Annotated in this window: 19 protein-coding genes and 1 pseudogene; 12 read left to right on the top strand and 8 right to left on the bottom strand. The window is 64.4% G+C overall.

Features of this window, described 5'->3' with window-relative positions:
- Positions 1-57: 57 nt before the first annotated feature.
- Positions 58-603: a fimbrial protein gene (locus NCR34_RS15780; protein ID WP_250500408.1), complete on the bottom strand. Its 546-nt coding sequence runs from the start codon at positions 601-603 to the stop codon at positions 58-60.
- A 422-nt stretch (positions 604-1,025) separates the two neighbouring features.
- A complete protein-coding gene (locus NCR34_RS15775; protein WP_250500407.1) occupies positions 1,026-3,551 on the bottom strand; it encodes an adenosylcobalamin-dependent ribonucleoside-diphosphate reductase in 2,526 nt (841 codons plus the stop codon).
- Positions 3,552-3,728: 177 nt separating this feature from the next.
- Here NCR34_RS15775 and mobB point away from each other — a divergent pair, with 177 nt between their 5' ends.
- Entirely contained in the window at positions 3,729-4,253 is a 525-nt protein-coding gene (gene mobB / locus NCR34_RS15770; RefSeq protein ID WP_250500406.1) for a molybdopterin-guanine dinucleotide biosynthesis protein B, read from the top strand.
- Here mobB and NCR34_RS15765 read toward each other — a convergent pair.
- Positions 4,250-4,746: pseudogene (locus NCR34_RS15765) on the bottom strand (cupin domain-containing protein). The gene mobB and the pseudogene NCR34_RS15765 sit on opposite strands and share 4 nt — an antisense overlap.
- Positions 4,747-4,820: 74 nt before the next feature.
- On the opposite strand from NCR34_RS15765, the gene NCR34_RS15760 reads away from it, so the two are divergent.
- Together NCR34_RS15760 and NCR34_RS15755 are read left to right on the top strand one after the other, a co-directional pair.
- A complete protein-coding gene (locus NCR34_RS15760) occupies positions 4,821-5,558 on the top strand; it encodes an ABC transporter substrate-binding protein (protein ID WP_250500405.1) in 738 nt (245 codons plus the stop codon).
- 1 nt (position 5,559) lies between these two features.
- Complete coding sequence (locus tag NCR34_RS15755) at positions 5,560-5,979, top strand: GNAT family N-acetyltransferase (protein ID WP_250500404.1); 420 nt, start codon at positions 5,560-5,562, stop codon at positions 5,977-5,979.
- 3 nt (positions 5,980-5,982) lie between these two features.
- Here the strand turns inward: NCR34_RS15755 and NCR34_RS15750 are convergent, their stop codons facing one another.
- On the bottom strand, positions 5,983-6,672 hold the full coding sequence (locus NCR34_RS15750) for a DJ-1/PfpI family protein (RefSeq protein WP_250500403.1): 690 nt from the start codon (positions 6,670-6,672) through the stop codon (positions 5,983-5,985).
- Positions 6,673-6,764: 92 nt separating this feature from the next.
- On the opposite strand from NCR34_RS15750, the gene NCR34_RS15745 reads away from it, so the two are divergent.
- Positions 6,765-7,763, top strand: coding sequence for a GlxA family transcriptional regulator (locus tag NCR34_RS15745; RefSeq protein ID WP_250500402.1), 999 nt, complete (start codon positions 6,765-6,767; stop codon positions 7,761-7,763).
- A gap of 136 nt (positions 7,764-7,899) precedes the next feature.
- Complete coding sequence (locus NCR34_RS15740; protein WP_250500401.1) at positions 7,900-10,776, top strand: bifunctional diguanylate cyclase/phosphodiesterase; 2,877 nt, start codon at positions 7,900-7,902, stop codon at positions 10,774-10,776.
- A 13-nt stretch (positions 10,777-10,789) separates the two neighbouring features.
- On the opposite strand, the gene NCR34_RS15735 is transcribed toward NCR34_RS15740, so the two are convergent.
- Positions 10,790-11,026, bottom strand: coding sequence for a hypothetical protein (locus tag NCR34_RS15735; protein ID WP_250500400.1), 237 nt, complete (start codon positions 11,024-11,026; stop codon positions 10,790-10,792).
- 124 nt (positions 11,027-11,150) lie between these two features.
- On the opposite strand from NCR34_RS15735, the gene NCR34_RS15730 reads away from it, so the two are divergent.
- Positions 11,151-11,384 carry a DUF2795 domain-containing protein gene (locus NCR34_RS15730; RefSeq protein WP_175941298.1) on the top strand — a complete coding sequence of 78 codons (234 nt, stop codon included), beginning with the start codon at positions 11,151-11,153 and terminating at the stop codon, positions 11,382-11,384.
- A gap of 389 nt (positions 11,385-11,773) precedes the next feature.
- A complete protein-coding gene (gene pqqA, locus NCR34_RS28025; RefSeq protein ID WP_008353049.1) occupies positions 11,774-11,848 on the top strand; it encodes a pyrroloquinoline quinone precursor peptide PqqA in 75 nt (24 codons plus the stop codon).
- Positions 11,849-11,919: 71 nt separating this feature from the next.
- Here the strand turns inward: pqqA and NCR34_RS15720 are convergent, their stop codons facing one another.
- Positions 11,920-12,240 (bottom strand): hypothetical protein, encoded by a 321-nt coding sequence (locus NCR34_RS15720; RefSeq protein ID WP_175941294.1) that lies wholly within the window; start codon positions 12,238-12,240, stop codon positions 11,920-11,922.
- Positions 12,241-12,405: 165 nt separating this feature from the next.
- Here NCR34_RS15720 and NCR34_RS15715 point away from each other — a divergent pair, with 165 nt between their 5' ends.
- From NCR34_RS15715 to NCR34_RS15695, 5 genes are all read left to right on the top strand, one after another.
- A complete protein-coding gene (locus NCR34_RS15715) occupies positions 12,406-13,023 on the top strand; it encodes a UdgX family uracil-DNA binding protein (protein WP_250500399.1) in 618 nt (205 codons plus the stop codon).
- Positions 13,024-13,036: 13 nt separating this feature from the next.
- A complete protein-coding gene (locus tag NCR34_RS15710) occupies positions 13,037-13,453 on the top strand; it encodes a DUF3175 domain-containing protein (protein ID WP_250500398.1) in 417 nt (138 codons plus the stop codon).
- Positions 13,454-13,531: 78 nt separating this feature from the next.
- Positions 13,532-13,699, top strand: a complete 168-nt coding sequence (locus NCR34_RS15705) for a hypothetical protein (RefSeq protein ID WP_175941287.1) — start codon at positions 13,532-13,534, stop codon at positions 13,697-13,699.
- 51 nt (positions 13,700-13,750) lie between these two features.
- On the top strand, positions 13,751-15,028 hold the full coding sequence (locus NCR34_RS15700) for a PQQ-dependent sugar dehydrogenase (protein ID WP_250500523.1): 1,278 nt from the start codon (positions 13,751-13,753) through the stop codon (positions 15,026-15,028).
- A 1-nt stretch (position 15,029) separates the two neighbouring features.
- Positions 15,030-15,530, top strand: coding sequence for a hypothetical protein (locus NCR34_RS15695; RefSeq protein ID WP_250500397.1), 501 nt, complete (start codon positions 15,030-15,032; stop codon positions 15,528-15,530).
- Positions 15,531-15,537: 7 nt separating this feature from the next.
- On the opposite strand, the gene NCR34_RS15690 is transcribed toward NCR34_RS15695, so the two are convergent.
- Positions 15,538-17,736: a hybrid sensor histidine kinase/response regulator family protein gene (locus NCR34_RS15690; RefSeq protein ID WP_250500396.1), complete on the bottom strand. Its 2,199-nt coding sequence runs from the start codon at positions 17,734-17,736 to the stop codon at positions 15,538-15,540.
- Positions 17,737-18,057: 321 nt separating this feature from the next.
- Positions 18,058-19,260, bottom strand: coding sequence for an ammonium transporter (locus NCR34_RS15685; RefSeq protein WP_250500522.1), 1,203 nt, complete (start codon positions 19,258-19,260; stop codon positions 18,058-18,060).
- Positions 19,261-19,536: the final 276 nt, after the last annotated feature.

Genomic DNA, 19,536 nt, shown 5'->3' with positions numbered 1-19,536 from the left:
CTTGCACCGGACCATTCGCGCATGTGCGAAGCAAATGGTCCGCTGTCACGACACCGCTTATTGGTAGTCGATGCTGTACACGACCGACGAGTTCGCCGGACCTGCGGACGTCGCGCCGGTGGCGTAGTAGCGGACGTCGTAGTACAGCGTGGCCGCGCCCGACGCGATGGACGCCGGCTTCGAGTTCTGGAGGTCGGTCGAGTAGCCCGCCTTGATCTGCGATCCGTCCTGGTTCAGCAGTTCCAGCTTGACGTTGCCCGCGCCGCCGGCAGCGACGAGCAGACGACCATCGGAAGGATCGACCGTGGTGCCCGCCTCATAGAACACCGATGCCTTGCTCGTGCTCGTGACCGGCGAGCACGCGCTGAGCGCGATGCTGTACGAGGTGGTGCCAGCCGTCTGGCCGGCCGCGGTCAGCGTCGAGGTGGAAACGGTCGGCAGCGTGACCGTGAAGTCCTTCGACGACGTGCCGTTGCCGTTGATCGTGCAGGTGGCGGCCGTGAGCGCGCCGTTGAACGTGATGGTTCCATCGGACGCGAACGCGCCGCCGGCAGCCAGGCTCAACACGCCAGCGATGAAAGCCGAGATAACGGACTTCTTCATTTTCGAAACTCCAAGCAAGTAAAAAAAGTGGGATCCAAATTCGAGCGCGGCGCTGCGCCGATACGGCAACAGCGCACGCTCCCCTTGACGCCGGACAAGTGCATTCGCCTGTGGCCGAGACTGCGTGAGCAAGCGACGGCGCGGCCCTCGGTTGTTTTTTAGCCTGTCCAGTTGAAAGCACCCGGGCGGAATTCTCCAATCAATCGAGTTCGAAAGACACCCGAGAATTCTTAATTAGTAAGTCGTCTTTAATGATTGACGGGGCGCGATGGAAGCGGCTGTTCGCTTGGGGAGAGGCAGTGTTGCGGGGTGAAGGGAGGAGAGAGAAATGGGCAGCAGCGAGTCGGGGAGAATCGCTGCTGACCTGAAGTTATCGGCGCGCGAATGGCGCTTTGGATTTTGAATTCAAGTGAACCGGTGGCTCACCCACACGCACCAATCTCCCCACAGGCGGTGCAGAAATCACACCCGTCCTTGCGAATCACCGCATTCGCGCCGCACGTCGCGCATTTGCGCCCGTGCATCTGTGCGAGTCCATGCAGATCGACGGGCGCTTCAACGACGTCGTCGTGCGCGTCCTGCTCGTCTTCGGGCTGCAACGTGCGCAGAGGCGCCGCCGCTTCGCTGCGCTTGCGCGCGAGCACGCGCGAAGGAACCTGATTGCCTTCTGCATCCAAAAAACCGCGTCGATACAGAATCTGCTGGATCGCGTACGCCAGCGCCGCGACTTCGGAGTCGTGCCAACGTGGACTGCGATGACCGTCGAGCCGCTCGACATAGCCGAGCCGCACTTGTCCCCGATCCCACGACACCTTGCGCATGTCCTGCAACGTGCGCGCCGCGAACCCGCCACGCGCGGCGAGCGAAAGCGAACGCATCGTCGCCGTGATCCACTGCTGCGATTCGTCGCTCTGCCCTGTCGGTATAAAGAATTCAATCGGACGCTCGATGGTCACGTCCTCGCCCGCGATGCGCCCGGTCACTTCGATGAACGACACCGCGAGATACAGCGACTTCTTCCCCGCTTGCGTCAGATATTCGACCTTTTCGATGATCGCGGGCAATTCACCGCGCGGCCGATGGTCGATCGCGATGCGCAGCGGATCGAGGTCGAGTTCGGGATCGGGAGAATCGCTCGGCGTCTCCTGCGGCGTCACCGAAAGCACCGCGCCGAGCGTATCGTTCGGGCGGTACGTGGCAAGACCCTTGAGCCCGCGCCGCCATGCTTCGAAGTAGAGGTCCTGGAACTTGTCGAACGGATAGTCGGCCGGCACGTTCACCGTCTTCGAGATGGACGTATCCACGAAAGGCTGCACCGCCGCCATCATTTCGAGGTGATCGTGGGCGGACATGTCGAGCGCGCTCACGAAGTATTCGGGCAACGCGTTCACGTCGCCGCCCATCTCGCGATAAAGACGGTACGCATGGTCTTCCACCGCGAAGCTCTGCCGCGAGCCGTCCGCCATGCGCTTGGTGCGTTGATACGTCCACGAGAACGCGGGCTCGATGCCGTTCGACGCGTTGTCCGCGAACGCGAGGCTCACAGTGCCGGTCGGCGCGATGGAAAGCAGATGGCTGTTGCGAATGCCGTGCGCGCGAATCGCGCTGGTGATGTCGTCGGGCAGGCGCGATGCGAACGTGCCCTGTTCCAGATAGCGCCGCGCGTCGAAAAGCGGGAAAGCGCCGCGCTCGCGCGCCAGTTGCACGGATGCGCGATACGCCTCGTCGCGCATGGTGCGCGCCACGCGCGCCGCGAAGTCGCGTCCTTCCTGCGAGTCGTATCGCAAGCCGAGCATGACGAGCGTATCGCCGAGCCCCGTGAAGCCCACGCCGATGCGCCGCTTCGCCTGCGCTTCGCGCGCCTGTTCCGGCAGCGGCCAGAGCGTCACGTCGAGCACGTCGTCCAGAAAGCGGACTTGCGTGCGCGTCGTCTGCGCGAGGCCGTCCCAATGGAAGCTGGGCGCGCCGCCACGCATCTGCGCGAAGGGATCGGACACGAAGCGCGTGAGATTGAGCGGCCCGAGATTGCAGCAGCCATACGCGGGAAGCGGCTGCTCGCCGCACGGATTCGTCGCGCGAATGGCTTCGAGCGAACGCAGGTTGTTGTCGTCGTTCATGCGCGATATGAAGACGACGCCCGGCTCCGCGACATCGTAAGTAGAACGCATGATCGTGTCCCACACCTCGCGCGCGCGCACTTCGCGATACACCCACAGGCCGTCTTCGCGTTGCCGGATATCGGCCGATGTGCGTTGCGCCGGCGAGGGCTCTGCCTTGTGCACGAGCTGCCAGACGGCGTCATCGGCGACGGCCTGCATGAATTCGTCCGTCACCGCAACCGATACGTTGAAGTTGTTCCAGCGCCCTTTCGTGTGCTTTGCCGCGATGAATTCGAGCAGGTCCGGATGCGTGCAGTCGAGAATGCCCATTTGCGCGCCGCGACGCGAGCCCGCGCTTTCTACGGTGCGGCACGAGGCATCGAACACGTCCATGTAGCTGCACGGCCCCGACGCGGCGGATCCTGTCGAATGCACGCGCGCGCCGCGCGGACGGATTGCCGAAAAGTTATACCCCACGCCGCCGCCTCGCCGCATGGTCTCGGCGGCCTGCAACAGCGCGACGTAGATGCCGGGAAGACCGTTGTCATCGACACCTTGTATCGCATCGCCGACCGGCTGCACGAAGCAGTTGATGAGCGTGGCATCGATGCCCGCGCCCGCCGCGCTCATGATGCGGCCCGCGCCCAGTGCGCCGCGCTTGAAGTTATCGACGAACTCGGCTTCGATCTTCGCGCGCGCTTCGGGCGGTTCCGCGAGCGCGACGCCGCGCGCGACGCGTCGATAGATATCGTCGACGCGCGTCTCGTCGCCCTTGGCGTACTTTTCGAGCATGACGTCGATGGAAAATTGCTGCGGAGCGAGAGCGGTGCTGAGATTGTCTTCGGCCATGTCCTGATCCTGTGAAGTGCGCTGATGCTCGACATGCGTCAAGTGCCTCGCGCGTTACGCAATGCAGCGCGGTCGATGCAAGCACGATGCCTGACGATAGCGCGATTCGGCCCGGCTCGCCACGGAGCCGCTACACTTGCCGAACCCGTTCGATGACGACAACGACACAACCATCGCATGAATTCGTCGCACCCGCCGCTTTTCGGCATTACCGGGCGCTCCGGCCAGGGCAAGACCACGTTGATCGAAGCCCTGCTGCCGTGGTTTCGAGCGCAAGGACTCACGGTTAACGTCATCAAGCATAGTCATCATTCCATCGAGCTCGAGCCGCCGGGCAAGGACAGCGCGCGCTTTCGTGGCGCGGGCGCGAGTGAAGTGCTGATCGCGTCGCCGTATCGCTATGCCATCTTGCACGAACTCAACGATGAAGCCGAGCCGCCGCTCGCGGCGCTTGCCGCGCGCCTTTCGCACGCCGACTTCGTGATCGTGGAAGGCTTCGCGCGTGAAGCCATGCCACGGCTCGAAGTCGTGCGGCCGTCGACGGGCAAGGACCCGCTCTATCTGACCGATGTCGAGATTCTCGCCATCGCAACGGATAACGCCGCCGCCATCGAATCGGCCTTGCCTGTGCTCGCTCTCGATGACATAGAGGGCATCGGCGCGTTCGTCTGCGCGACGCTCGGCATTGCGCTGCCTCGCTAAGCGAGCCGTTCGATCAGTTCGCGATGCTGCGGATAAAGCGCCGCCAGTTCATCGCAACGGGCCAGCTCGAACTCGCTGAATTCGAAGCCCGGCGCAACCGTGCACCCGACGAGCGACGCGCCCGACGCGATGCTGCATTCGGCGGCGAACCAGTTGCCCGCTTGGACGACCGCCTGAAACACCGTGTCGGCATGCTGCGTCATGTCGCCCAGCCGGTGCGTGGTGAGCGCGCCGTGCGCATCGAGCACATGCACGAGGAGCGGATCGCCCGCATGGAAGTGCCAGACTTCGTCGGAGCGAATGCGATGCCACGCCGAATGCGCGCCTTCGCATAGCAGATAGTAGATTGCCGTCGATGCCGAACGCGTTTCGCTCGCGCCGTCGCGCGTCACGCGCTGCTCTGCGCGATACGTCTCACAAAATAGCCGCCTTCGGGATGCGGCTGCAGGTCGAGGCGCGTGATGAGGGCTTTGGCATCGAGCGGTGCGGGCATGGCAGTATCCTTTTGCAAGCGTGGTCACGGTTCGCGTATTCTGCATGCTCATGCAACATGAGGCGCACGAAGCCATGACTCTTTCTTCGACCTTGCTGCAAGCCATCGCCCCGACAGGCGTGCTGCGCGCATCCCTCAATCTGGGCAATCCCATTCTTGCGCACCGCGATAGCGAAGGGGAGCCCGGCGGCGTATCGGTCGATCTCGCGCGGGAACTGGCGTCGCGGCTCGGCGTGGAAGTCGCGTTCGCGGCTTTCGACACCGCGGCGAAATCAGTGGAGACCGTCACGAATGAAGCGGCCGACATCGGCTTCTTCGCGATCGATCCCTCGCGCGGCGCGGGCATCGCCTTCACTGGGCCTTACGTGTTGATCGAAGGCTTCTACCTCGTCCGCAACGACTCGCCGCTCACGCGCAACGACGAAGTGGACCGCGCGGACAATCGCATCGTGGTCGGCAAGGGCAGCGCGTATGACCTCTTTCTCACGCGCGAGATCAGGCATGCGCAGATCGTTCGCGCGGCTTCGTCGCAAGCGGTCGTCGAGACCTTTCTGCGCGACGGGCTCGAAGTGGCTGCGGGCGTCAAGCAGCAACTCGAAGCCGATGCCGCGCGCACGCCCGACCTGCGTCTCTTGAACGAACGCTTCATGGTCATTCAGCAGGCGATGGGGCTGCCGAAATCGCGCGGCGAAGCAGCCGCCGACATGCTGCGCGAATTCGTCGAAGACGTGAAGCGCTCCGGTTTCGTCGCCGAAGCACTCGCGCGGCACGGGATCAAGGGCGCATCCGTCGCGCCGGCCGCGAGCGTGTGACATGAGCGACGTCAGCGTGTCCGTCACTGACTGGATCGACGAATCGTTCGAAGAGGAAGTCGCGGGCGGGCTCGCCGCGTTCAATGCGGCACAGCTCGGACCGAGCGGTCATCGCGATCTCGCCGTGTCGCTCTACGTGGACGACGCGTTCGTCGGCGGACTCGCGGGCTTCACCGCGTGGAACTGGCTCTTCGTGAAATGGCTCTGGATACGCGAGGACGCGCGCGGCCGCGGCCTCGCCACGCGCGCCCTCGTAGCGGCGGAAGCGGAAGCGAAAAAGCGCGGCTGCGGCGCCGCGTGGCTGGACACGCTGAATCCGCAGGCGCGCGATCTCTACGCGCGCTGCGGCTATCAGACCTTCGGCGAGCTGCCGGGCTTCCACGGCGAACGGTCGCGCTACTTCATGCAGAAGCGCTTCTAGTGCTCATGCGCTCGCGTTGAGCCGTTGCGCGACGCGCTGCGTGATGTCACGCCGTGCCGCCAGCGACGCAGCCTCGTGCTGTCGCACCATCTCGACCACATCGGGGCTCGCGCGGTCAGGATCGCCGGCATCGAAGGGGGGCGCGGGCGCGTATTCCATCGCGAGCTGAATCGCCTGCGCGCCCTGCTCGCCGATGAGTTCCGCCGCGAGCGTCAACGCGAAGTCGATGCCCGCCGTAATGCCGCCGCCCGTCAGCACGTTGCCGTCGCGCACCACGCGCCCGCGCACCGGTATCGCGCCGAGGTCGGCGAGCAGCGCGTGATACGCCCAATGCGTCGTCGCCCGCTTGCCGCGCAATAACCCGGCCGCGCCGAGCACGAGCGCGCCCGTGCAAACGGACGTCACATAGCGCGCGTCCGACGCTTGCCGGCGCAGGAACGCGAGCGTCTCGTCGTCCTCCATCAGCGCGCCGACGCCCCCGCCGCCGGGCACGCACAACACGTCGAGCGCGGGGCAGTCGGCGAATGTCGTGTCCGGCGTGAGCACCATGCCCGCCGTCGATCGCACCGGCTCGCGCGTCTTCCAGATCAGGTGAACTTCTGCGCCGGGCATGTGCGCGAAGACGTCGTAGTGGCCGGTCATGTCGAGTTGCTGCACGCCCGGAAACAGCAACAGGCCGATGTGCAAGGTCATCGCTTTCTCCTTGGTCGATGGTAAGTGGACGAACCCATGCTACCCGGCTACGCTATGGCGAAATCGACAGCCAGCCCACGTTTTCCGCCATCATGAGCCGCCCTTCCGATCCGACGCCGCGCGACGTCGACGTCCTCGCCTTTCCCGATGTTCAACTGCTCGATGTCGCCGGGCCGCTGCAAGTGTTCGCGTCGGCGAACGAACTGGCCGTGGCGGCGGGCATGCCGCGGCCGTATCGCGCGCGGGTGATCATGCCCGGCGCGGCGGCGACGGCTTCGGCGGGCCTCGGCCTCGTGGGTCATCCGCTGCCGGCGGCCGACGCGCCGTGCGACACGCTGGTCGTCGCGGGCGGCTGGGGCGTGCACGGCGCGGTGCGCGACACGGCGCTCGTCGACTGGCTGCGCGAACGCGCCAGACACGCGCGGCGCACCGCGTCGGTGTGTACCGGCGCGTTTCTGCTCGCGGCGGCGGGCCTGCTGAACGAGCGCCGCGCCGTCACGCACTGGACCCGCTGCGAGGAGCTTGCCGCGCGCTTTCCGGCCGTGCGCGTGGAGTCCGATCCCATCTTTATTCGCGACGGCGCTGTGTGGACGTCGGCCGGCGTCACGGCGGGCATCGATCTGGCGCTGGCGCTCGTCGAGGAGGATCTCGGGCGCGCGCTTGCGCTCGAAGTCGCGCGTCATCTCGTCGTATTCCTGAAGCGCCCCGGCGGGCAGGCGCAGTTCAGCGCCGCGCTGTCGCTGCAAAAAGCGGGCGACCGCTTCGGCGAGCTGCACGCGTGGATCGCCGAGAATCTGGCGGCGGACCTCTCCGTGGCGACGCTCGCGGCGCGAGTCGGCATGAGCGAGCGCAGCTTCGTGCGCCATTACCGCGCGCAAACCGGCGTGACGCCCGCGCGCTCCATCGAACGGATGCGGCTGGAAGCCGCGCGGCGTCTTCTCGGCGATACCGCGCTGCCCGTCAAGCGTGTGGCGGCGCGCTGCGGCTTCGGCACCGAGGAAACCATGCGGCGCGGCTTCCTGCGCTCGCTCGGCGTGTCGCCGCAGGCCTACCGCGAACGTTTTGCGGGCAGCGGCGCGTCCGCTGGCTGACACGCTCTCGCACGATTTTTTTCCGTGAAGCTCAAGCCTGTATTCTGGCTGCCGTTAGCCCGGTAAGAGCGAACGCTCGAAAAAGAGCGGACCGCCGGCTCGGCGGTCAACGAAATCCGAATGGCCTGGAGCGCCGATGAGTGTGTTTTCCGCGTACAACGCGCCCGTTTCGACGCCCGGCGCGCCCGGAACCGACGTGTCCGATGCCGACCCGATCGAGGCGTTGCTGCGCGACGCCGCCGCGACGGGCTGCGGGCAGGCGTGGGCGTGGTATCGCGCGGGTGAGCAACTGCATCTCGCGCGGCGTGGCGACGCCCCGCTCGTCTGGCCGCGCAGCATCCCCGAGGAGCGCCTGGACGGTCTGTGCGCCGCGCACGGCTGGCACCGCTGGCCGACCGGCCGCGGCGAAGGCGTGCTCGGCTGGCTGCTCGCGCCGCTCGCGCAACGCGACGACGCGCATCTCGCCGAGCTCGCGCGGCGTCTGGGCGAGCGCGTGCAGTCCGACGCCCTCGCGCGCGCGCAACTCACGCAGCGCGTGCTGTACGAGATCGCTTATCTGGCGAGTTCGGTGCCTGACCGCGCCGGGTTTCTGCGCTGCGTGCACGAGCGCCTCGGCACGCTGATCGACGCGGAAAACTTCTATCTCGCGCTGTACGACCGCAAGACCGGCAAGATCACGTATCCGTATTACGTGGATGTGATCGACAAGGACGTCGTCGAAGCCGACAACTTCGATATTCTCGACCCCGATCATCTCTCGATGACAGGCCGCGTGCTGACGAGCGGCAAGCCGCTCTTCGTGACCACGGCGGACATTACCGCGGCCGAGCGCGAGGGCCGCTTCTACTGCCTCGGCGACCGCCCCGAGTTCTGGATGGGCGCGCCGCTGAAGAACGCCTCCGACGAAGTGTTCGGCATGCTCGCGATGCAGGTCTACGACGTCTCGCGCATCTATACGGCGGAGGACCGCGCGCTCTTTCTCGTGGTCGCACGGCATGTCGCGATGGCGCTCGACCGCATCCTGCATCGCGCGGATCTCGAAGAAAAGGTCGCGCGCCGCACGTCGGAACTATCGCAACTGAACGCCGCGCTGCGCCACGGCATTGCGGAGCGCGAGCGCTCCGAGCATCTGCAGGCGGCGCTCTATCAGATCGCCGAACTGTCGAGCCGGCCGGGCGACACGATGGAGTTCTTTCGCAGTCTGCACGGCATCGTCGGCGAACTGCTCTATGCGCGCAACTTCTATATCGCGCTGTACGAGACGGAAACCGACGAGGTGTCGTTCCCGTATTACGTGGACGAGATCGTGCACGAACGCCCCGACCCGCGACGCGGCCGGCGCGGGTTGACCGAATACGTGATCCGCGAGCGTCGCCCGCGGCTGATCGATCATCAGGAAGCGGTGCGGCTCATCAGCGAAGGCGCGTTCGAGGCGGACAGCGATTCGGTACGGCTGCGCTCGTGGCTCGGCATTCCGCTTTTCGACGGCGATGTCGTGCGCGGCGTGCTGGCCGTGCAAAGCTATTCGCCGCTCGTGCGTTACTCGCTGCGCGATCAGGAACTGCTGACTTTCGTATCGCGCCATATCGACACGGCTCTCTCGCGCCGTCGCGACGCCGAAGCGTTGCACGCTGCGAATCTCGAACTCGAAGCGCGCGTGCAGGCACGCACGCGCGAACTCGACGAAGTGAATGCGCGCCTCGTCTATGAGAATTCGCATGACTCGCTCACGGGCTTGCCTAACCGAAGCCATCTGATGCAGCGGCTCCAGGGCGCATGGAACGACTATCGGGCGCGCGGCCACGATCTTTCGGTGATGTTCATCGACCTCGACCGCTTCAAGGTCGTGAACGACAGCCTCGGTCATCATTTCGGCGACATGCTGCTCGTGCAGGCCGCCGCGCGCCTCGGCGCCTGCGTGCGCGCGTCGGATCTGCTCGCGCGTCTGGGCGGCGACGAGTTCGCCATTCTTTCGCCGAACGCGGTCGTTCAGGATGCCGTCTCCATCGCGAAACGCATTCTCGCGGCCTTCGATCTGCCGTTTCATATCGAAGAGCACGTGGTGTTTTCGTCGTGCAGTATCGGCATCGTCAGCGCGGACAGTCAGTTTCACACCGAGCCCGCCGATCTGTTGCGCGACGCCGATACCGCCATGTATCGCGTGAAAAACGCGGGACGCGACAGCTTCGTCGTGTTCAATCAGGAACTGCGCCGGCAAGTGTCCGATCAGGTCGAACGCGAAGGCGCGTTGCGCAATGCAATGAAACGCGACGATGAACTGCTGCCCTACTTCCAGCCGATCGTCGATGTGAAAAGCGGTGAAGTGGTGGCGCTCGAAGCGCTGATTCGCTGGCGGCAGGCGGATGGGCGCATCGTGGGGCCGGGGGAATTTCTGCCTGCGGTGGAAGGGCTGCGACTCATCGGCCGACTCGATCTCTACATGCTCGAACGTGTCGCGGCCATTCTCTCGAACGAGCGTTTCGCGCACTGGCCGCCGGTTCACGTCAACTGTTCGAGCTATAGCATGACGCGTCCCGAGTTCGCCGACGACGTGCTCGCGCTATTGCGGCGGTATCGCGTGTCGCCGTCGCGCGTGTGCCTCGAACTGACCGAAGGCGCGCTCGTCGCCGAACCGGATCTCGCGCGGCGCACGATGCAGCGGCTGGCCGATAACGGCATGTCCGTCGTGCTCGACGATTTCGGCTCGGGCTTTTCGTCGCTCAGTTACGTGCATCAGTATCAGTTCAGCGGCCTGAAGATCGACAAGTCCTTCATTCTCGAACTGACGCGCAGCCCGCGCAGCCGCGCTATCGTGCGGGCGATCGTGCGCATGGCCGAATCACTCGACCTGACGCTCGTCGCCGAAGGCGTCGAAGATGCGGCGACGCTAGCGGTCCTGCGCGACATGGGCGCCGCGCAGGCGCAAGGCTATTTCTTCGACAAGCCATTGCCGCTCGAAGCCTTGACGCGCGAATCGCTCGCGCCGCGTTCGACGACGCACTCGCTGCTGTGATCGCGAACGGCGATCAGGGCATGCCGCCGAGCGACGGCGAAATAATGCTGCCCGGCTCGCCTTCTGCGGGGCCGCCCGTCGTCGTCGCGGCGCGCGTGGAGACAGGCGCGTGGTGGCGCGTGCAGGTGTCGAGCGTGTCGCTTCCCAGACATTGCTGGAACGCGTCTGCCCTGTCTTTGCCATCGAACGTATAGATGGTCTCTTCGACCTTGACCTCGGTATCGGAGAGTCGCTCCGCGGAAATAGTCATGCGCGTGTCCTCCTTCTGACGTTTGTTATGGGTTGCGTAGCATCAGTCGCGCCCGGGATGAGCCTGCACGGGTATGCGCGTTGCTGCCCTCTCGACGTTGCAGATCAACTGGAAAGGAGGCGCTATGTCACAACATCCCGCGCAGTCGCAGGACCAACGGCATCTGGACGAGCCGGGGCCGGACGCCATCGCGCGCGCGCTCAAGGGCGCGGAATACCCGATGCACAAGGAAAAGCTGATGGCGCTCGCGAAAAGCAACGGCGCGGACGGCGAAGTGCTGGCCGTGCTCAGGAAAATCGCCGATCGCAATTACGACAGTGACTCCGCCGTGCTGCGCGAAGCGGCGCGCGCCGAATGAATCATCGTACGAGGCAATCCAATGGCTGAAACCCCGAAAGCACCCGATACACACGACAAATCGCACGCGCCCGGCGGCAACGAGCTGAACAATATACGGCCGGAAGATGTAGATAGGGTTATCCCGCGTCCGGGCGAAATGATGGAACGCGACGAAGCAACCGACCCTGACAAAGTCAGTACGAACCCTGACGATTCCGGAAGCCGACCCCGACCGCTATGACGCCATAAATAAATTAAATGAATGCCGAGGCAATTTCCAATGATGCAGGCGGCGAAGTCGCGCTAGGATGAAAGAGCGTCGATTTGAGCGCCGCGCTGCACGCGCTCAGGAAAACAACCGCGCAACGGCTCGGCATCCGTCGGCCGCTCAATGCACAAGGAGGCTCTATGAAGTGGGAAACCCCTAGCTTCACCGATATGCGCTTTGGCTTTGAAATCACGATGTACATTGCCACGCGTTGATCGGCACATCCGTATGAAAGCAAAGCGGCCGCGATAAGCGGCCGCTTTGCTTTTGCGCTTTTACTTCGTGGTTAATTTCCGCGCGGCGGCACGTCCTGTCCCGGCGATGCCGCGACGTCGCTGACCTGTCCGCCTCGTCCCGCCGGCTCCGGCCGATTGCCCGAGCCGAGCGGCACTTCCGCTGTCTGATGCGGCTGCTGATCCAGACGGCGATTCTCCGGTTCCACTTCGCCCGCATTCGGCTGACGCACGCCCTGATGCGGATCGCCGCCCGTCGCCGCGCCCGGCCCCGGAAGATTGCCGAACGAACCGCCACCGGTGGCTCCGCTGCCTGCATCGCCGAGCGGCTTGTCGGTGCTGCCCGGTCCTTCGATACGATCGTTGTTGCTCATCGCTGGCCTCCTTTGCTCAGGTACTCAGGGAATCAGCAACGGGCATTCCCACAGTTTTGCGGACGAAGGTTCGGCAATTGCTACTCGCTTCCAAAAGTTTCGGAGAACGCATGCCCATGATTCCGTTTACGGCCTTGTCACCCCGCCCCTTCGCGTAAGGTCCTCATGGCCACGACCCCGCAGCCCGGCGTAGAGCCCGATCAAACACCGGACTCGCTCGACGCTTGTCATCGTTGCGCGTTGTACAAGGACGCGACGCAAGCGGTCCCGGGCGCCGGTCCGCGCCACGCGCCGCTGATGATCGTCGGCGAACAACCGGGCGATCAGGAAGATCTGCAAGGCAAGCCCTTCGTCGGCCCGGCCGGCGCGATGCTGGACCGCGCGCTCGAAGAAGCCGGCGTCGCGCGCAAGGAAGTCTATGTGACCAATGCCGTCAAGCACTTCAAATGGGAACCGCGCGGCAAGCGCCGCATGCACAAGACACCGGCTCAGCGCGAGATCGACGCGTGCCACTACTGGATGGACCGCGAGACGGCCGACATCGACCCGAAGGTGATCGTCGCGCTGGGCGCGACCGCGCTGAAGTCGGTGCTGCGCGATTCGAAGGCCAAGCTGCAAGCGTCGATGGGCCACCCTATCGAGCACGAGGGGCGCGTGGTCGTCGCCACGTATCACCCGTCGTATGTATTGCGCGCGCCCGATCCCGAGACGCGCCATGCTGCTTATCAGGCTATCGTCGATGCCCTGCGGGAAGCGCATCGGCTGATGAAACATAAACGTTAATGGAGGAACCGTCATGCCGACGGAACGTAAGACCAAGAAGACCGGAGGAAGCGCAGGCAAGACGGGTTCGGGCAAGCGCAGCACCACGCGGCAGCGCCATACGCTCGCGAGCGATCACAAGAAATCCGGAAGCAAGAAAGCGAAGTCCGACAATTCGACGCACCGCTGGTCGCATCATGTGATGGAAACGAGCGACGCGATGGATATTCAGCGCGATATCTTCAAGAACGGCAACGCCGAAGAAATTGCACAGTCGCTCAAACGCTCGTCGACCGAGAGCAAGCGGCGCAAGGGCACGCCGTTTCAGTCGGCCATGTCGATGCTCAACTTCTATATCAATCGCGCCGGCCGCAACTTGCCGAAGACGCGGCGCAATACGCTCGAGCAAGCGAAGCGGCACTTGCGCGAAGCATTCGGACGCAAGCCCTGAAGACGAACGCGCCGCTTGGCACGTCACCGCGGAATATTCTTTGCTTCTCGCCAAGGCATACCAACCTAGGAGACAGTCATGGCGCAAGAACCTCCTCTCAGTCCGGGCGATGAAGCCGAGCCCGGCGCACCCGGCACCGGCGAAGACATCTGTCCCGACTGCAACGGCACAGGCAAGCAAGACGGCGGCGATTGTCCCACTTGCGACGGCACGGGAAAGATCGTGCAGGGCATCGGCGGAGGCTGATGGATGGCGCTTTCCGACGCGCGCAAGTGCCTACGCGTGACGCTCGTCGCGATGCTGACCGTCTCGTGCAGCATCGCGCTCGCGGATGACTATCCGACCGACTTCGGGCCCGATCCCGAGCTTCCCGCGCCGCGCCGCGCGTTGTTGCCGACGGTGAACATCGCGCCCGCGAAGCAGTGGGCCGAAGGCCAGAAGCCCATATCGCCAGCGGGCTTTGACGTAACCGCCTTCGCGTCCGGCCTCGATCATCCGCGCTGGATGATCACGCTGCCCAACGGCGACGTGCTCGTTGCCGAGAGCAATGCTCCCGCCGAGCACGATACGAACTCGGGCATTAAGGGCGCCGTCATGAAGAAGGTGATGAAGCGCGCGGGCGCGGGCATGGCGAGTCCCGATCGCATCGTTTTGTTGCGCGATGCCGACGGCGACGGCGTCGCGGAGACGCGGACCGTATTCATCGATCATCTGCATTCGCCCTTCGGCATGGCGCTGGTCGGAGACGATCTCTATGTCGCCGATACCGATGCCGTGCTGCGCTTCAAGTATCGGACAGGCGACACAACGATCGAATCGACGGGCGAAAAATTCATCGACCTGCCCGCAGGTCCGATCAACCATCACTGGACGAAGAACATCATCGCGAGTCCGGATGGCAAGCGGCTGTACGTGACGGTCGGCTCGAACAGCAATGCGGCGGAGAACGGCATCGAGGCGGAGAACGGGCGCGCGGCCATCATGGAAGTGGATATCGCGAGTAGACAGACCCGTCTCTATGCAACCGGGCTTCGCAATCCGAACGGAATGTCGTGGCAGCCGCAAACCAGCGCGTTATGGACAGCCGTGAATGAGCGCGATGAACTCGGCAACGAGCTCGTCCCCGACTACATGACGGCGGTGAAGGACGGTGCATTCTATGGCTGGCCTTATAGCTATTACGGCCAGCATGTCGATGATCGCGTGAAGCCGCAACGCGCGGATCTGGTCGAGTCGGCCACCGTGCCTGACTACGCGCTCGGCGCGCATACGGCCTCGCTCGGTCTCGTGTTCTACGACGCAAAAGCCTTCCCGCAGCATTACTGGAACGGCGCGTTCATCGGTCAGCACGGGTCGTGGAATCGCAAGCCGAGAAGCGGTTATAAGGTCATCTTCGTTCCGTTCCAGGATGGCAAGCCTTCCGGTCCGCCCGAAGATATCCTGACCGGTTTTCTTTCGGCAGCCGGGCATGCGCTTGGTCGTCCTGTCGGCGTGGCCGTGGACCACGCAGGCGGCCTGCTGGTCGCCGACGATGTAGGCAATACGGTATGGCGGGTCGCGCCCGCATTGAAATAACATGGCCGCCCGTAAATCTGCATCGAAGGCAAGCGCTGCCCGGAAGACGAGTCTTTTTGCGCTTGCCGAACGGCAGATCGTCGGCTTATACGATGCCGGCGTGCTCTCGCCTGCGGTGCTGCAACATGTGATCGCGGCGTATGCCGGGAGCGGCATCGACTGGAATGAAGGAGGCACGCTGCATACCGTCGACGATCACACCGTGCAGGAAGCGGTCGTGCTCATCATGATGCCGGGGCGCGCGCTCAAGTCTGCGCAGAAGGACTTCGTCTCCGTCATGGAGCATCTTGCGGGCGCCGGACAAGCGACCGCCGCAGCCGCGCAAGACGACGCGGAAGCAGACGAAGAAGCTACTGACGACGAAGACCTGCTCGATCAGCTCGGCGGCAAGCGCACGAATGCGCGCCGCGCGAAAGCATCGGCCGACGAGGAAGCGTCGACAGAGAAGCGCCGGTCGTTCAATCCTCTCGTCGGCGCGCGCCCCATGCCGAAGCATAAGTAACGTCCACTCAGTGCGGCACGCCGTCCATGATGAGATCGCGCAAGTCGTCCATGTCGAACGGCTTCGCGAGAATCGGCACGCCGAGATGCTTCGCGCGTTCGATCTCGTCCGCATAGCCCGTCATCAGCACGAGCTTTTGCGATGGCAGCCGCTTCGTGATCTGCTCCGCGAGGTCGATGCCGTTCATCTTGCCGGGCATCTGCACGTCCGAGAGCACGAGATCGAAACTGTAGCCCTCGCCCATGAGCGCGAACGCCGCATCCGCGCTTTCCTCGTGATGCACGGTGCACCCGAAGACTTCGAGCACCGCCATGACGCCCGCCGCGACGTCGGTGTTGTCTTCCACGAGCAGCACCGACATGCCTCTGAACGGATGGTCGTCGTCCGCCACTTGCTGCGGTTTGGCCGGCGGCTTCTCCTTCTCCATCTCGACGGGCTTCATCGCAGGCGCCGTTACCGGTCCGTGATGCCTCGGCAGATAAAGCCGAACCGTGGTGCCCGCGCCCGGCACGCTCGTGATGCGCGCGCTGCCGCCCGCCTGTTCGCACGCGGCCAGCACTTGCGAGAGTCCAAGACCCGTGCCCGCGCCGCGTACCTTGGTCGTGAAGAGTGGTTCGAACGCGCGGCGCAGTACCGCTTCGCTCATGCCTTCGCCGTTGTCCGTCACGGAGATGAGCACGTATTCGCCATCGGGCAGATCCGTTTCCGCGCCACGCAAACGCGCGTTCTGACAGCGAATGACGATGCGCCCGCCATGCGGCATCGCCTCGCTCGCATTCGCGACGATGTTGACGAGCGCCAGTTCGAGCTCGACTGCATCCGCCATGATGGGCCACACGTCCGCTGAGAACTCGACCGTCAGCGAGACCGACGGATGCACCGCGCGCTTCACGATTTCGAGCATGCTTCTGATCCACGCGGCGGGGTCGATGACTTCCTGCTTCAGCGGATGCTTGCGCGCGACGCTCATCAGCCGCCGCGCGAGCGACTCCGCGCCGGCCGTCGCGCGTTCCACCGCGAGCACTTCGCTCTCGACATCGTTGAAATGCTTGCGGCGCGCCAAGGCCATGTTCGACGACACGACCATCAGCAGGTTATTGAAGTCATGCGCGACGTTCGCCACCAGATTGCCGAGCGCGCCCATGCGCCGCAATTGCCGCGTCGATGCTTCGACGGACAACCTCGTCGCAACTTCCGCCTGCCAGCGTTCCCACGCGACGCGCTCCGCATCGAGACGGCGAATTGAGAACGCGATGAGAAGCCATACGGCCATGCATGGCAACGCCGCGATCGCTGCGACGAGCGCGAGGTTCTGCCGCCACTGCGCCCGCACGACCGACGTCGCATAGCCGGTCGCGACATAGAGCGGAAAATCGCCGACACGCCGGTACGCAAGCACGCGCTCGACGTGATCGATGGTCGATGTCATGCGCACGCGTCCGAAGAGCTCGTTGTTGCGGAACGCGTCGGTGAAGGGCGTGTTGTTCGCGGCTTGCGACGACGCCGGGCTCGGCGGATAGCGCACGAGAATGCCGCCATCGCGCCGATAAAGACCGATCACGAGCGCCGAGTCGCCCGCTGCGATCTCGCGATAGAAGTCGACGAAATAATCGCGGTTCAGCGCAATCGACACGACGCCGAGAAACTGCCCGTTATGGCTGATGCGCCCCATCGTCGTCGTGAACACGTCCGATTGCGCCACCTTGCCGCGCAACGGCAATGAGAAATAGGTGACGGGCGCGAACGCGCGGGCCGAGAGGAAGTCGTCGCGCTCGGCAATCGACACGTCCGGCGCAGGATACCGGCGGCTATTCACGAGCAGCGCGCCGTTCGCGCCGAAGACCGAAATGGCGGCGACCTGCGCGAGCGTGCCGCTCATGTCGTCGAGCGCGCGATGCAAGGCTTCCTCGCGCAACTTGACGTCCGCGTCGCCACTGTCGCCCAGCATGTCGACGACGCGCGTCTCCAGTTGCTGATTCAGGTCCAGCACTTTGAGCGCGTGTTCGTTCGCCACGCGCGCGAGCCGCTCGGTCAGGTCGCCGGCCTCGGCGAACCGGCGCTGATAGTCGTAATAGCCATAGATAGCGAGACAGGCAAGCGGAACGGCGACAGACGCGGCCAGGACGAGCAGCAGCACGCGTCGCGTCAACGAGAAGTTGCGCGACGGGAGCGGCAAATCGAAGGACCCGGTCTCTGTAGGATTCAAGCTCTCGGCCTTGTTGGGGATCGGCCGGTATATCGTAACCGGCGAGCACGCATCGGCATAGCAAGCCGACCGTGACCGGGCCGCGATTCTCGTCAATCGAAGGTTCTGCGTCAATCAGGCAAAGCACGCGTCGCTCTGCCGGTTCGGCGCCGGTCATGTCGCAGCGGTCGCTTTCAGCGAAGCGCATGCCCGGGCTTTTTTTCATCGCTTTGCGCCGGCTCTCGACAAGTCGCTGATCCGGCCGGCGACGGCATGCAAGATGCCAATGCGGTGCATCTTGCATGCAATCCGGCGCTGACGGCAGAAGGGCGAACTGCGACTTCAGCCGGCCATTTCTCGATCCGGCGTCGACGAGATGCGATGGATGGCCAGGTCCGCGCCGTTGAACTCGTCCTCGCGGTCGAGGCGCAGTCCCACCGTCATCTTGATGACGCCGTAAACGGCAGCGCCGCCCGCGAGCGCGAGCAAGACCGCGCCGACGGTGCCGATGCATTGCGACCCCATCGACACGCCGCCGATGCCGCCGAACGTCTTCTGCCCGAAGAGGCCTGCCGCGATGCCGCCCCACGCGCCGCAGAGGCCATGCAGCGGCCAGACGCCGAGCACGTCGTCGATCCGCCAGCGGTTCTGCACACACGTGAACATCTGCACGAACAGCACGCCCGCCACGGCGCCGACGATCAACGCGCCGAGCGGATGCATCACGTCGGACCCGGCGCATACCGCGACCAGTCCGGCCAGCGGGCCGTTATAGGCAAAGCCCGGATCGTTGCGCCCTGCGACCCATGCGGCGAGCGTGCCGCCGACCATCGCCATCAGTGAATTCACCGCAACCAGACCGCTAATTTTGTCGACCGTCTGCGCGCTCATCACGTTGAAGCCGAACCAGCCGACCGCGAGCACCCACGCACCGAGCGCGAGAAAAGGAATGCTCGACGGCGGGTGCGCGGCGATGCGTCCATCCTTGTGATAACGACCGTGGCGCGGCCCGAGCAGCAGCACCGCCGGCAACGCGACCCAGCCGCCGAACGCGTGCACGACGACCGAACCGGCGAAGTCGTGAAACGGCGCACCGAAAGCCTGCGTGAGCCACGACTGAACGCCGAACCGTTCGTTCCACGCGATGCCTTCGAGTAGCGGATAAATGAACCCGACGATCACGCAGGTCGCGAACAACTGCGGGTTGAACTTCGAACGCTCGGCGATGCCGCCCGACACGATCGCCGGCACCGCCGCCGCGAACGTCAAGAGGAAGAAGAAGCGCACGAGCGCATAGCCGTTGTGCTGCGCGAGCACGTCGGCTCCGTGCATGAACTGCACGCCGTATGCAATGTTGTAGCCGATGAAGAAGTACGCGAGGGTGGACACGGCGAAGTCCACGAGGATCTTGACGAGCGCGTTCACCTGATTCTCGCGCCTGACCGTTCCCAGTTCGAGGAACGCGAAACCGGCGTGCATGGCAAGCACCATGGCGGCGCCCAGCAATAGGAACAGGGTGTCGGTACCAGATTGAAGTGCCTGCATGTCGGCGGACGTCTCGAAAAAAAACGGCGACATGTGCAATATCCGGGCCATCCGCGCATTTTGTGTGCATTGCCGTGCGCGAAAGCTGTGCGGGCGCTTATGGACAGTGCAACGCCCTTGTCGCGCGAAGCTGCGGTAGATCCAGCTTGGTGCGAACGCTTCGTCAATGCGCACTAGAAGTGCATTTTGCGCACCGAATGGTGCATGCAGCCTGCAAACTGCCGCGCGCCAGAAACCCCACTAGCTCCAACGGCTACTTACAAAATCTTGTCACAT

This window comes from Caballeronia sp. GAWG1-5s-s, assembly GCF_023631445.1.
Lineage (GTDB): Bacteria > Pseudomonadota > Gammaproteobacteria > Burkholderiales > Burkholderiaceae > Caballeronia.
This window is presented reverse-complemented; position numbering and strand designations above follow the sequence as displayed.

Excerpts from the sequence above, each read along its gene's own strand:
- NCR34_RS15780 (WP_250500408.1), bottom strand. The coding sequence starts at position 603 with ATGAAGAAGTCCGTTATCTCGGCTTTCATCGCTGGCGTGTTGAGCCTG.
- NCR34_RS15775 (WP_250500407.1), bottom strand. The coding sequence starts at position 3,551 with ATGGCCGAAGACAATCTCAGCACCGCTCTCGCTCCGCAGCAATTTTCC.
- mobB (WP_250500406.1), top strand. The coding sequence starts at position 3,729 with ATGAATTCGTCGCACCCGCCGCTTTTCGGCATTACCGGGCGCTCCGGC.
- NCR34_RS15760 (WP_250500405.1), top strand. The coding sequence starts at position 4,821 with ATGACTCTTTCTTCGACCTTGCTGCAAGCCATCGCCCCGACAGGCGTG.
- NCR34_RS15755 (WP_250500404.1), top strand. The coding sequence starts at position 5,560 with ATGAGCGACGTCAGCGTGTCCGTCACTGACTGGATCGACGAATCGTTC.
- NCR34_RS15750 (WP_250500403.1), bottom strand. The coding sequence starts at position 6,672 with ATGACCTTGCACATCGGCCTGTTGCTGTTTCCGGGCGTGCAGCAACTC.
- NCR34_RS15745 (WP_250500402.1), top strand. The coding sequence starts at position 6,765 with ATGAGCCGCCCTTCCGATCCGACGCCGCGCGACGTCGACGTCCTCGCC.
- NCR34_RS15740 (WP_250500401.1), top strand. The coding sequence starts at position 7,900 with ATGAGTGTGTTTTCCGCGTACAACGCGCCCGTTTCGACGCCCGGCGCG.
- NCR34_RS15735 (WP_250500400.1), bottom strand. The coding sequence starts at position 11,026 with ATGACTATTTCCGCGGAGCGACTCTCCGATACCGAGGTCAAGGTCGAA.
- NCR34_RS15730 (WP_175941298.1), top strand. The coding sequence starts at position 11,151 with ATGTCACAACATCCCGCGCAGTCGCAGGACCAACGGCATCTGGACGAG.
- NCR34_RS15720 (WP_175941294.1), bottom strand. The coding sequence starts at position 12,240 with ATGAGCAACAACGATCGTATCGAAGGACCGGGCAGCACCGACAAGCCG.
- NCR34_RS15715 (WP_250500399.1), top strand. The coding sequence starts at position 12,406 with ATGGCCACGACCCCGCAGCCCGGCGTAGAGCCCGATCAAACACCGGAC.
- NCR34_RS15710 (WP_250500398.1), top strand. The coding sequence starts at position 13,037 with ATGCCGACGGAACGTAAGACCAAGAAGACCGGAGGAAGCGCAGGCAAG.
- NCR34_RS15705 (WP_175941287.1), top strand. The coding sequence starts at position 13,532 with ATGGCGCAAGAACCTCCTCTCAGTCCGGGCGATGAAGCCGAGCCCGGC.
- NCR34_RS15700 (WP_250500523.1), top strand. The coding sequence starts at position 13,751 with ATGCTGACCGTCTCGTGCAGCATCGCGCTCGCGGATGACTATCCGACC.
- NCR34_RS15695 (WP_250500397.1), top strand. The coding sequence starts at position 15,030 with ATGGCCGCCCGTAAATCTGCATCGAAGGCAAGCGCTGCCCGGAAGACG.
- NCR34_RS15685 (WP_250500522.1), bottom strand. The coding sequence starts at position 19,260 with ATGCAGGCACTTCAATCTGGTACCGACACCCTGTTCCTATTGCTGGGC.